Source organism: Olleya marilimosa CAM030 (assembly GCF_000518485.1).
GTDB classification, from domain to species: domain Bacteria; phylum Bacteroidota; class Bacteroidia; order Flavobacteriales; family Flavobacteriaceae; genus Olleya; species Olleya marilimosa.
Map to the genome: position 1 here is coordinate 142,765 of NZ_JADR01000010.1, position 13,747 is coordinate 156,511.

The 13,747-nt window shown below is 33.1% G+C and carries 10 protein-coding genes; 5 read left to right on the forward strand and 5 right to left on the reverse strand.

From position 1 onward, the window contains the following. Positions 1 to 80: 80 nt before the first annotated feature. The 3 genes from M890_RS0112840 (at position 81) to secDF (ending at position 4,602) form a co-directional block, all read left to right on the forward strand. A complete protein-coding gene (locus M890_RS0112840) occupies positions 81 to 731 on the forward strand; it encodes a hypothetical protein (protein ID WP_028283924.1) in 651 nt (216 codons plus the stop codon). Positions 732 to 854: 123 nt separating this feature from the next. After that, positions 855 to 1,445 carry a hypothetical protein gene (locus M890_RS0112845; RefSeq protein WP_028283925.1) on the forward strand — a complete coding sequence of 197 codons (591 nt, stop codon included), beginning with the start codon at positions 855 to 857 and terminating at the stop codon, positions 1,443 to 1,445. Between the two features lie 145 nt (positions 1,446 to 1,590). Beyond that, complete coding sequence (gene secDF, locus M890_RS0112850) at positions 1,591 to 4,602, forward strand: protein translocase subunit SecDF (protein ID WP_028283926.1); 3,012 nt, start codon at positions 1,591 to 1,593, stop codon at positions 4,600 to 4,602. Between the two features lie 456 nt (positions 4,603 to 5,058). On the opposite strand, the gene M890_RS0112855 is transcribed toward secDF, so the two are convergent. From M890_RS0112855 to folE, 5 genes are all read right to left on the reverse strand, one after another. Next, a complete protein-coding gene (locus tag M890_RS0112855) occupies positions 5,059 to 5,562 on the reverse strand; it encodes a DUF192 domain-containing protein (protein ID WP_028283927.1) in 504 nt (167 codons plus the stop codon). After that, positions 5,562 to 6,491 (reverse strand): prolipoprotein diacylglyceryl transferase, encoded by a 930-nt coding sequence (gene lgt / locus M890_RS0112860; protein ID WP_028283928.1) that lies wholly within the window; start codon positions 6,489 to 6,491, stop codon positions 5,562 to 5,564. The genes M890_RS0112855 and lgt overlap by 1 nt, the downstream gene beginning before the upstream one ends. A gap of 199 nt (positions 6,492 to 6,690) precedes the next feature. After that, complete coding sequence (gene yidD / locus M890_RS0112865) at positions 6,691 to 6,912, reverse strand: membrane protein insertion efficiency factor YidD (RefSeq protein WP_028283929.1); 222 nt, start codon at positions 6,910 to 6,912, stop codon at positions 6,691 to 6,693. Between the two features lie 40 nt (positions 6,913 to 6,952). Continuing rightward, positions 6,953 to 8,437 carry a cysteine--tRNA ligase gene (cysS, locus tag M890_RS0112870; RefSeq protein WP_028283930.1) on the reverse strand — a complete coding sequence of 495 codons (1,485 nt, stop codon included), beginning with the start codon at positions 8,435 to 8,437 and terminating at the stop codon, positions 6,953 to 6,955. A 10-nt stretch (positions 8,438 to 8,447) separates the two neighbouring features. After that, entirely contained in the window at positions 8,448 to 9,125 is a 678-nt protein-coding gene (folE, locus tag M890_RS0112875) for a GTP cyclohydrolase I FolE (protein ID WP_028283931.1), read from the reverse strand. Positions 9,126 to 9,320: 195 nt separating this feature from the next. On the opposite strand from folE, the gene M890_RS0112880 reads away from it, so the two are divergent. Together M890_RS0112880 and M890_RS16495 are read left to right on the forward strand one after the other, a co-directional pair. Then, positions 9,321 to 9,794: a hypothetical protein gene (locus tag M890_RS0112880; protein WP_143404051.1), complete on the forward strand. Its 474-nt coding sequence runs from the start codon at positions 9,321 to 9,323 to the stop codon at positions 9,792 to 9,794. Positions 9,795 to 9,836: 42 nt separating this feature from the next. Next, a partial coding sequence (locus M890_RS16495) for an FIDD domain-containing protein (protein WP_051437531.1) occupies positions 9,837 to 13,747 on the forward strand: 3,911 nt, incomplete at its 3' end.

Below are 13,747 nucleotides of genomic sequence, written 5' to 3' on the forward strand. Positions count from 1 at the left end.
TAAAATTTGTTATGGCAAGGTAATTGCCTATAATAAGTCAAAACAACAAAAAATCAATTAACCTTAACAAATTTTACAAAATGAAAAAATTAGTATTCTTATTAGTGGCAACTTTTAGTTTATCTATGGTTGCGCAAGAGCAGATTACAGAAGGTGTAGTGTCTTCTAAAATGACAATGTCAAGTAGCAACGAGCAAATGAACGAGCAGTTTGCTATGATTGGAGATATTGCTATTGTGACTTATTTTAAAGCAGACAAAACAAGATCTGAGACAAACAATCCAATGTCTGGAGAAACGGTATCTATTATTGATACTCAAGAAAAAAAGATGTTAACTTTACTTAACAACCCAATGATGGGTAAAATGTATTCGTTAACAGATATAGCAGATTCTCCTGATAATTCTGGTGTAAAAATTACTAAAGGTGACGAGACTAAGACTATTTTAGGTTATGAGTGTCAAGAGTACAACGTGGTAATGAATCAAGATGGTGTAGACATGAAAATGGATGTTTATACTACAGAAGCTATTGTTGCTGCAAACCAACAAACAGTTGAGTTTGGAGAAGATTTTAAAGGGTTTCCGTTATTAATGAATATTAATGTAAATCAAGCTGGTATGGATATGTCAATGACTTACGAAGTAACAGAAGTTAAAAAAGAAACTGTTGCAGACGAAAAGTTTTCTATGACGCCTCCAGAAGGATACGAGTTAATGGAAGGAATGTAAAATTTACATTTTATTAGATATTTAAAAGAGTGCCTTTTTATAGGCACTCTTTTTTTTGCTCTAAACACTTATTTAATTACTTAAAGACTATACAAATAAAGTCTTATTTTTTATATTTGACGCATGAAGTCTAAATGGTACTTTGGCATTGTAATTACTGCACTTACATTTTTTGTTGTTAGTCAACAACAAATCACTGTACCTAATCAAGAAATAGTATTTCAATTTTCCGATAATCAAGCAACTGTTTCTCAAACAGAAAAAGCAATACAAGCTATAAAAGCTCAGCTTCAAAACATAGGTGTAAAAAACACGCAAGTTTTTGAGCAAAACGGAATCTTAAAAATTAGCTATTATAGTGATATAGCAATAGCTGAGGTAAAATCAATTTTATTAAACGAAAAACTAATCTTTAATAACACTAAAGGAACCCAAAATGATAATCCTTTAGATAGCAGTTATAACGTAGATGTTTTTGAAATTAAACCAGCCACAGAGTCAGGTGTTGGATTTGATGGTAAGTTTATTGTTGAAGCAAAACAAGAATATACCAGAGTATCTCAGATTGTATTATCATTTTCTGCAATTACAGAAAGCATAATACAATTAACATTACCTGCAAATGTAACTCATAAAGTAAATACTACTAACTCTATTAGTATAGATAAAGGAAGTTTCAATATTCCTGAAGGTAGAGCAGGACCAAAAGCTTAATCTTTTATATCAAAACATTTTTCGCTGTATAGTACTTGCTATTTAGGCGTTAAACAATTCATTTTAAACCATTAAAAATAATTGTCAAATCTTCGTGTAAACTATATATTTGCGCGACTAAAAATTTGATTAAATAAACAAAACCATGCAAAATAAAGGATTAGTAAAACTATTTGCAGTATTGTTTGGATTGGTAAGTATTTACCAATTGTCTTTCACATTTAAAAATAATGCGATTGAAAACAATGCAGCACAAGTAGCTGAAAGCAAAATTGACGCTTCAGCAGATGACCGTAAAAACCAAGTAAGCGAGTTTGCTACTAAGTATTTAGACTCGTTAGAAACATCTAAAGAAAATGTTTTTTTAGGAAACACTTATGCAGATGTTAAGCAAAATGCAATGAAGTTAGGTCTTGACCTTAAAGGAGGTTTAGAAGCGATACTTCAAATCTCTGTTAGAGATTTATTAATGGGATTATCTAACGATAGTAAAGATCCTACATTCAGAAAAGCATTAGATGATGCTGACGAAATGCAAAAAGATAGTCAAAATACCTATCTAGATGATTTTTTCACTGCATTTGATGCAATCAAAGGAGACAAAAAATTAGCCTCTCCAGATATTTTTGCAAACAGATCTTTAGTAGGAGAAATTGATTTAAACATGTCAGACAGTGATGCAAAAGCTGTATTAGCTACTAAAGTAGACGAGTCAATCGTTTCTGCTTTTGAAGTATTACGTAAGCGTATTGATGAGTTTGGTGTAACTTCTCCAAATATCCAACGTTTAGGTAACTCAGGACGTGTATTATTAGAATTACCAGGTGTTAAAGATGTAGCACGTGCTACAGAGTTAATTACTACTACAGCTCAATTAGAGTTTTGGGAAGGTTTAAAAGCAGAGCAGTTTAATCAATTTTTAGTTCAGGCTAATGACTTGTTAAAAGCTAAGCTAGAAACTAAAACTACAGATAGCGAAACACCTGCAGCAGAAACTGAAATGACTGATGAAGAGAAAGCAATTGCTGCGCTTACAGGTGAAGAAAACGAAACAGTAAATGAAGTTAACCCATTATTAGACCTTATTGTAGGTCCTGGTTTTGGAGCAACTTTAGCACAATTTAATATTGAAGATAAAGACAAAGTATTAAGTTACTTATCAATGCCAGAAGTAATGGCATTATTACCATCTGAATTAAAGTATACTAAATTTTTATTTGGTAAACCAGCAGAAGATAGTGAAGTAGTAGACTTATTTGTTTTAAAAGGAAACAGAGATAACGAGCCACCATTAAATGGAGCAGTAGTTACAGATGCACGTCAATCTTACAACCAAGCAAACAAGGTTGTAGTTAGCATGCAAATGAATAGTAAAGGAGCAAAAATCTGGGAAAAAATGACTGGTGAGGCTTTTAAAACACAAAGCCAAATTGCAGTTGTTTTAGATAACACAGTATATTCTGCACCAACATCGTCTTCAGGACCAATTGCAGGTGGTAGTACAGAGATTTCAGGAAGCTTTAAATTAAGTGAGGCGACGGATTTAGCAAACGTATTACGTGCAGGTAAATTACCAGCTCGTGCAGAGATTATTCAAAGTAGTATTGTTGGACCATCTTTAGGACAAGAAGCTATTGATAGTGGTACAATGTCATTTGGTATTGCTTTAGCTTTAGTGTTAGTTTGGATGGCATTTTATTATGGTAAGGCTGGATTATTTGCAGACATCGCTATGTTATTTAACATCTTATTAATCTTTGGTGTATTATCTGGTATTGGCGCAGTATTAACACTTCCTGGTATTGCAGGTATTGTTTTAACAATTGGTATGTCTGTGGATGCAAACGTACTTATCTTTGAACGTATAAGGGAAGAGTTATCTAAAGGTAAAGATCAAAAATCAGCTATCCAAGATGGATTTAGTAATGCATTATCATCAATTTTAGATGCTAACATCACCACTGGTTTAACAGCTTTAATCTTATTTATTTTTGGTACAGGACCAATTAAAGGATTTGCAACAACATTATTAATTGGTATTGGTACATCATTATTTACTGCAATCTTTATTACAAGATTATTAGTAGATTGGTACGCTAACAAAGGTGGTAAATTAGACTTCTCAACTGGATTAACTAAAAACTTATTTAGAAACATTAATATAGAGTTTCTTAAAAAACGTAAAGTGGCTTACATCATTTCTGCAGTAGCATTAGTAGTAAGTTTAGGGTCTTTATTTACAAACGGGTTAGATCAAGGTATTGATTTTGTTGGTGGACGTACAACGCAAGTTAGATTTGCAGAGCCTGTAAGCGCAGTGGAGATTGAAGGACTTTTAGCCTCTCAAGATGTCTTTGGAAGTGCAACAGTAAAAACTGTTGGAGACGATAACAACTTAAAAATATCTACTAAATATAAAATTAACGAAACTGCAAACGAAATTGACGAAGAAGTAAGAGTTAAAATGTATGATGCATTACAACCTTATTTAAAAGGTGTATCGTTTGAAGATTTTAAAGACCTATCCAAAGCAAACAAGCAAGTAGGTATTATGGATCAATATAAAGTAAGTCCATCTATTGCAGACGATATTAAGCAAGCATCATTCTGGGCTGTCTTAGGGTCATTAGTAGTTGTGTTCTTATATATCTTATTCCGTTTCAAGAGATGGCAATTCTCACTTGGTGCAGTAGCAGCAGTATTCCATGATGTTATCATCGTATTAGGAGTATTCTCTTTAACATACAAGTTTATGCCATTTTCAATGGAAATCGACCAAGCATTTATTGCAGCAATCCTAACAGTAATTGGATACTCGTTAAATGATACGGTTGTAGTATTTGACAGAATTCGTGAGTTTTTTAACGAGCACACAAACTGGCCATTTGACAAAGTAATTGATAGCTCATTAAGCAGTACTTTAAGTCGTACATTAAATACGTCTTTAACAACATTAGTGGTGTTATTAGCAATCTTTATCTTTGGTGGAGAGTCAATCAGAGGATTTATGTTTGCCTTAATTGTAGGTGTAGTAGTAGGTACATACTCATCTTTATTTATCGCAACACCAATCATGTTTGATTTTGTTAAAAAAGGAAATGCAGCAGACGCATTAAAAAAGAAAGAAGAAGTAATTGACGAAACAGTAGTTAAGTAGTCAAACACTATATCTAATAAAAAAAAAGCCTTTCTATTAATTTAGAAAGGCTTTTTTGTTTTACAGAATTGCAGTATAGCGAAGCAATCTATTTAAATCAATCCATATGATTTTTTTTGGGCGTTACACACTTTTGCTTTTTAATAGCAAAAATGTGTCAGGCTTTCCGTTACAATCTTTTTGCTCGTGCCTCACAAAAAGGATTTCCACATCAATCCTTAACGCAAACTCAACCTTAAAACAACGCAATAAATAAATGGTACTATTTAATAATTAACTAAGTCTTATTGTATTGTTATAAAAAGGACAAGCTATAATAGATTACAGTAAAGTTGATAAGTGGGTTTATTGTAACACTAGTGTTATAGGGCAGCTTTTAACTAATTTAGGACATAAAAAAAAAGCTAATTGCAAATAGTTACAATTAGCTTTTAAATTAAATATAGCGTTGGTATTTTATTTTTCTAATAAATATTCAAAGTAATCCATTTTATCACCAACATCCAGTAATAGCTTTTGTGCAGTTCCTGCATTAACCTCTAAAACAAATTGAGCAGGAGTATTAGACGGTAAGCTGTTTTCGTCCATAGGCTTGGCGTTTTCCTGAAAACTAACAATACGTTTGTTATGATCAAAAAAGATAAGATCTAATGGAATACGTGTGTTTTTCATGTAAAACGATCGCATTTGCACGTCATTAAAAACAAATAACATTCCTTGGTCATCTTTCATGCTATCACGATACATTAACCCAGTTTGGATTTCGTAATCTGTCTTTGCAATTTCTATATTAAATACTTTAATTATAGTGTCTGTTGTACCTTTAAAAAGAGTTAACTCACCTTCTTTTTTAAAGTCTACCTTAACAGGTGTAATGGCTTTATCTTCTTTACAAGAAGTAATACTTAAAACAAGCAATAAGCTTAAAAATAGAGTAGTGTAGTTTTTTAAATTTTTCATTATTTAATAGTCGTTTTTGGCTTAAATAAAAACATAAAATATAGTCCAATTAATATAAAAGGAATGCTTAACCACTGTCCAGTGTTAAGACCAAACCAATTAATAAATTCTTCTCCTTGTGGCTCTTTAACAAATTCAACAAAAAATCTAACACTCCAAAGTAGTATTAAAAACAATCCGAATAAAAATCCAGTTTGATCTTTTTTAGTCGTTTTAGTGTATACAAACCATAAAATTAAAAACACAAAAATGTAGCAAAACGACTCGTAAAGTTGTGCAGCATGTCTATAAGGTATGGCTTCTAAAAGTGGTGCCATATTTGGGTTATCCGTTATAGATGCGTAGGCTTTTTTTACGTCTTTAATTCCTGTTTTTTGTACAATCTCATACTTATTATAATACTCTTGCACAAATCTAACACCCAAATCAGAGTCTGTTATTTTACCAATAATTTCAGAATTTATAAAGTTACCTATTCTAATAAATACTGCTCCAGATGCTACAGGTATTACTATACGATCTAATATCCACATTAATGATTTGTAATTGTATTTTTTACGATACAAAATCATACCTATAATTATTCCTATTGCTGCACCATGACTAGCTAATCCTTGAAATCCTGTAAACTCAAATCCGCCAGAAAACCTAAATGGTAAAATAACACTTAAAGGATCTTGAGCAATTAATTCTGGTTGGTAAAAAATTACGTGTCCTAATCGTGCACCAAGCATTGTGGCTAAAACGGTGTATATAAATAAAGGATCTAAAAATTCTATATTTATTTTTTCGCGTTTAAAAATACGTTTCATTATAGCGTGTCCAATTACAAATGCTGCAATCCACATGACGCTGTAAAAGTGTATTTTAAAATTTCCTATAATATCGATTCCTGTTAAAGGATTCCAATCGAATTTAAGTAAGTACATAGTTTAATTTTTGTAAGTGTAAATATAGTATTTATGCTTTATTTATTAGAATTACTTGACAAAGGTTTAGCAATAAATTAATGTTTATGCTAATTCTTGGCGCAAGTGCGTTAAGGATGGAAGTGGCATCCTTTTTTATTTTTCTTAAAAAAGATATAACGGACAGCCTGTTAAAACGCCCAAATTAAAAAAAATGTAATTATGGTACTGGATCATAACCGCTTCCTCCCCAAGGATGACAACTAAAAATACGTTTTATGCTTAGTTTAAGACCTTTTAATAAACCGTGTTTTAGTAGGGCTTCTTTGGTGTAATGTGAGCAGGTTGGTTGGTACCTGCAAGTGGCAGGTGTAAATGGTGATATAAAGGTTTGATAAACCTTTATTAAAAATAAAAATGGAGCGATTAGTATCTTTTTCATAATAAAAAAGTCCTCTCTAATGGAGAGGACTTAATTAATTTTAATTAGTAGAAAAGGTTGTACCTTCTTTACCATCATTAAGTTGTATACCAGCTTCTGCTAGCTCGTCTCTGATTTGGTCAGATAAAGCAAAATCTTTATTAATTCTGGCTTCTTGACGTAGTTTTATTAATAATTGTACTGCTCCTGATAATTTATCTGTTCCGTTTGCAGCATTTGTTTTGTCGTTTTTTAATCCTAAAATATCATAAACAAACGCGTTGATGGTATTTTTGAAATTTTCTAAATCTTTTAAAGAAATAGTTTCGCTTCCTTCTTTAATTTGATTGATGTATTTAACACCTTCAAATAAATTAGCAATTAGGATAGGTGTATTAAAATCATCATTCATGGCATCGTAACATTTTTGTATCCATGCTTGAATGTCTAATGTAGAGGTCTCTGATGTTTTTAAATCCTGTAATTGACCTATTGCTTCCATTAATCTGTTATAGCCTTTCTCGCTAGCTAGTAAGCCATCGTTTGTAAAGTCTAAAATGCTTCTGTAATGTGCTTGCAACATAAAAAATCTAGCAACACTTGGTGTAAAAGCTTTGGTAATGTTTTTGTTATCTCCTGTAAAAATCTCGGTTGGTAGTATGAAATTACCAGTGGATTTTGCCATTTTTTTACCATTCATGATTAGCATATTGGCATGCATCCAATAGTTAACAGGTGTTTTTCCTTTGGCAGCTTGGTTTTGTGCAATCTCACATTCGTGATGTGGAAATTTTAAATCCATTCCACCACCATGTATATCAAAGTGTTCTCCTAAATATTTGGTGCTCATTGCTGTACACTCTAAATGCCATCCAGGAAATCCGTCACTCCAAGGAGAGGGCCAACGCATAATATGAGTAGGTTCGGCTTTTTTCCATAGTGCAAAATCTTGAGGATTTTTCTTGTCAGATTGTCCTTCTAATTCTCTGGTGTTATGGATTAAATCCTCTAGTTTACGTTTACTTAAAATTCCGTAATTGTTGGTTTTGTTATATTTATGAACGTCAAAATATACAGATCCATTAACCTCGTAACCAAAACCATTGTCTATAATGGTTTTTATAAGTTCTATTTGCTCTATAATATGTCCTGTTGCTGTAGGCTCTATACTTGGAGGAAGAAAATTGAATGTGTTTAATATATTATGAAAATCTACTGTGTAACGTTGTACGACTTCCATTGGCTCAATCTCTTCTAGTCTTGCTTTTTTTGCAATTCTATCTTCTCCTACATCTGCATCGTTTTCTAAATGTCCAGCATCGGTAATGTTTCTAACGTAGCGTACTTTGTAACCTAAGTGTTTTAAATATCTAAAAATAACGTCAAAGGACATAAACGTTCTGACATTACCTAAATGTACATTGCTATAAACAGTAGGACCACAAACGTACATACCAACATAACCATCGTTAATAGGCTTAAAATTGTCCTTTTCGCCAGAAAGCGAATTATATATTTTTATGTGTTGTTGTTTGTAAAGTTCCATTACTGTTGTTCTAAAATTTTGTTTCTAAATTGATGTAATCCAAAAATTCGCGTCTTGTTGCTTTCTTTTTAAACTGTCCTCCAAATTCTGAAGTTACTGTACTGCTTTCGATATCTCTAATTCCTCTAGAGTTTACACATAGGTGCTTAGCATCTATAACACAAGCAACATCCTCTGTACCTAAAGCTTTTTGTAATTCTTTTACAATCTGTATTGTTAAACGCTCTTGTACTTGTGGACGTTTTGCATAATAATCAACAATACGGTTCATTTTAGATAGGCCAACTACGGTTCCATTAGAAATGTATGCTACGTGTGCACGTCCAACTATTGGTAGTAAGTGATGCTCACAGGTAGAATAAACCGTAATGTTTTTTTCTACAAGCATTTCGCCATATTGGTATTTATTGTCAAAAGTTGAAGCTTTTGGCTTTTTGTCTGGATTTAAGCCTCCAAAGATTTCGTTGACAAACATTTTTGCAACACGATTAGGAGTGCCTTTTAAACTGTCATCTGTAAGGTCTAAACCTAATGTTTGCATAATATTAGTAACGTCTTTTTTAATGCTATTAATTTTATCGGTATCTGATAATTCAAAAGCATCAGCTCTTAAAGGCGTATCGTGATTAGTGCTAATATGGTTATCTCCAATAGCATCTGTATTATCTATATTGTTATCAATCTTCATTTAAATAAAGTCTGTAAATGGTGTTTAAAATAGTTTGCAAAGATAAACAATAAATAAATTTGAATTAGGGTAGGGTTTTATTAATTATGACTGTTATACTATTATAAATCAAAAAAAACTGAATTAGATGCCTATATTAACATTTACTTTATTAAAATTTTCTTAATTTTCCCACTTAATTTTATCCTAAAAACAATGACTCTTAGAATCTTCTTAGCCCTTTTATTTGGATTTGTGATGTTTACACAAAACGGAACTGCTCAAACTCAAAAAAAACAAAATACGCAATTAGTTAAATTTGGTAAAAATGTAGATGCACCATTTACAGCTCAAGAGTTGTCAATGCTTACAGAAGTGTATCAAGATAAATTGGAGGCATATGTTTTAAGTAAGCCACAAAAAGTTAAAAACTTAAAACACCTTTTAAGAAACAGAATTGTAATTAAAGAAATTACAAATCTAAAGGATGATGATAAGTACACATTATTGTCAGAAATAGAATTATTTGATATCTACAATAAAAATTTAAAAAGAGACGCTTCTTATAATAAAGCAACCTTTAATCCTTTAAAATATAATTTAGAGTTTTATAGAATGGGCTCAATAATATATAAGATAGACGGAACCAATTACTTTATTATTATAAAACCTCAAACCTTTAAAAAATAATATTTACGTTTTTTTTTAACGTTGTATTTTAAACACATACCAATGAAAAAATTTTTACTAGCACTATTATTTTTAAATTCGTTTATATCCTTTTCTCAGGATATTTTGATGCAAACAACGACAGTCAGTCAATGTGGTGGCGTTTTTTATGATTCAGGAGGACCTTCTGCAAATTATGCAGATGGAGAAAATTTTATTTTAACGATTTGTCCAGATTCTCCCGGACAACAAGTACAATTAGATTTTACTGCTTTTAGTACGCAATTAGGAGCGGATGAATTAACGGTATATGATGGAGATGATGTTACTGCAAACGCTTTTGGAACCTTTTCTGGAGGTGGAGCAGCAGCAAATCCTGGAATGTTCTCTGCAACTCCAACTAACCCAACAGGATGTTTAACCATTGAGTTTACCTCAGATGGAAGTGCAAATACTTCCGGTTGGGCAGCAACAGTTTCTTGTTATGAGCCTTGTCAGACTATTGTATCTCAAATTGATAGTGCATCGCCAGCTCCAAATGGAGATGGTTATATTTGGGTATGTCCAGGTGAAAATATTACTTTAAACGGAAGTGCAACTTTTTCAAATGATGGTACAGGAGCTACTTATGAATGGGATTTAGGTGATGGTAACTTTATTAGTGGTGAAAATGCAACCTTTTCATACGCAACACCAGGAGTTTACATTGTTAATTTAAATGTAACAGATACAAACACAGATCCAGATCCTGCAGGTTGTTCTAATACAAATTTAATCAATCAAGTTATTCAAGTCGGAACAGAACCTGATTTTACAGGTACACAAGCTGTAGATAGTGTGATTTGTTTTGGAGACTCGACAACATTAAATGGAGTTGTAACTCCGACCGAATTTATTAATGATTGTACACCACCTATTAGTGGCACAACTTTTTTACCAGATGGTGGAGGAGCTGTTTATCAGACATGTGTTACTGTAGATTGTTATGATTCAGGTCAGACCTTAACAGATATAAATCAAATTGTTTCTATATGTGTAAATATGGAACACTCTTTTGCAGGAGATTTAGATATTAATATTATTAGTCCAACAGGACAAATAGCTGTTTTAAAAGAATATCCAGGTGGAGGTGGTACTTATCTTGGAGGTGCTAATGATGATAACTCTACAACACCAGGTGTTGGAGCAGATTATTGTTTTTCTGCAAGTGGGACAGTTATTTTGGAAAACGCTCCTACAATTACAGCAGGATCTAATCCTCCAGGAGCATCATACGCACCAGGAACTTATCTTCCTGAAGGCTCTTTAAATACCTTATTAGGGAGTCCATTAAATGGAGATTGGTGTATTCAAATTATTGATAATTTAAATGTTGATAATGGTTATATATTTTCTTGGGGAATTGAATTTGACCCAGCTTTACAACCTCCTGAATTATCATTTACTCCAGTAACAGTAACTGAAGCTTGGGATGCAGATCCATCAATTATAAGCACATCAGGTAATGATATTACTGTTCAGCCAACAACAGCTGGAACGCATTGTTATACTTATAGAACAACAGATGACTTTGGTTGTGAATATACAGAAGTAGTGTGTATTGATGTTTTACCAGAAATTGACAATGGTTTACCTAATGATTTATTTTTATGTAATCCAGGAGCACCACCATATATTTTTGATTTAACAGAAAATGATCCAGCTATTTCTGGTCCTTCAGCTATTCCTGGAGATCTAGTTATTACTTATCACGAAACTTTAGCAGATGCGGATGGAGATACAGCTGCTATAGCAACACCAACTAATTACACCTCGTCTGCAGTGTTAGGAGTTCCTCAGACTATATATGTAAGAGTTGAGTATTTGAGTTCAGGATGTTATGAAGTAGAATCTTTTACACTAAACATTACAACACAACCAACTATAAATCCAGCTCCAGATATGGAGGTTTGTGATGATGCTTCAAATGATGGTTTTGAACCTTTTGATTTAGAAAGTCAAAATCTAGCTATATTAGGGACACAATCACCTGCTAATTTTGTTGTTACTTATTATCTGTCATTTGCAGATGCAGATGCTGGTTTAGCAAGTACAGCTTTAGTTAGCGACTATACAAATACAGTTAATCCTCAACCAATATATGTTAGAGTACAAGTAATTGGGGACGATACTTGTTATATAGCTTCGCCTTTACCAGTTTTTAACTTGATTGTTAATGCTGTAGACGATTCTTCTTTTACTATCGACCCTACTTGTGATGGTGGTACAGTCACTTCAGTAAGTACAGCAGGTGGAACGTTTTCATTTAATCCAGATTTAGCAGATGGAGCAGTAATCGATCCAGTTACAGGGGAAGTTACTAATGGTGTTGAAGGTACTAATTATACAATTCAATATCTAACAGCAGGAGCTTGTCCATCGTCTTCAGAACAATCATTAACAATGTTGTCAACAGATGATCCATCGTTTACAATGTTGCCAACTTGTGATGGAGCAGTGGTAGATACAATAGCGACAACAGGAGGAACTTTTGCTTTCAACCCAGTGCCAACTGGGACTGAAACTATAGACCCAGCAACGGGAACTATTACTAATGGTGTTCCGGGAACAACTTATACAGTAGAATACACTACAGGAGGAGTTTGTTCTGCTAGCTCTACTCAAGATGTTACTGTTTATCCAACAGAAGATGCAACATTTTCTGTCTTTGAAAATTGTGATGGTGGTACTGCTACTATTATTGGAGACTTAGGAGGAACATTTACATTTAATCCTGCTGTTACAGATGGCGCGTCTATCGATCCAGTAACAGGTGAAGTAACTAATGGAGTTTCAGGTGTAACCTACACAGTAGAGTATACTACATCTGGACCTTGTCCAGATAATAGTTTCCAAAATATTACAGTTTTAAACCAAGACGATCCTGCATTTACATTAATTGCAGATTGTAATGGTGGAACTGTTGATTTTGTAGCTACTCCAGGTGGAACATTTGCTTTTGATACTCCTGTAACAGATACAGCAGTAATTGATGCAGCTACAGGAACAGTTACCTTGGCTACTCCAGGAGCAAGTTATACAATATTATATACTACAGCTGGAGCTTGTGTTAATTCAAGTACACAAGTATTAAATGTATTAACAGCTGATGATTCCTCATTTAGTTATTTGCCTACATGTGATGGTGCTATTGCAACAATTGATGGTTTGGCAGGTGGAACATTTGTATTTAATACACCGCCTGCAGTAGGTGATAGTGCTATGTTAGATTCGGCTACAGGTTTAATCTCTGGAGGTAATCCAAATACAACATATAGTGTTGACTATACTACTAATGGACCTTGTCCAACAACTACTAACCAGTCTGTTACATCTTTTCCAGAGCCTACAGCAGTAACACCAACACCACTAGAAGTTTGTGATGATGGTACACCAGACGGATTTACAAGTATAGATTTAAGTCTTAAAAACAATGAGATTAGTGGAGGTAACCCAGACTATGCGGTAAGTTATTATTTAACCCAATTAGATGCTGAAACAGAGAGTAACCCATTAGCTATACCCTATACAAACATCGCTAATCCACAAATAGTTTATGTAAGAGTAGAAGATGTGACTACAGGATGTTTTACAACCACGACGTTACAGTTAGACGTAGTACAAGCACCAATTGCTTTTACACCAACAGCTTTAGAGTATTGTGATCCAGATAGTGATGGATTTGGAATATTCACATTAAGTGATGCAACAGCCGAAATTACAGGAGGAGCACCAGGATTAACCGTTACTTATCACGAAACCTCAAGTGATGCAACCAATAACGTAAACCCATTAGTTAGTCCATATAATAATATTGTAGCCAATACACAGGTTATATATGTACGCGTAGAAAGCACTACAATAGCTACGGACTGTGCGACGTTTGTGGACTTAGTTTTAATAGTTAATCCAACACCACAAATAACAGATCCAAG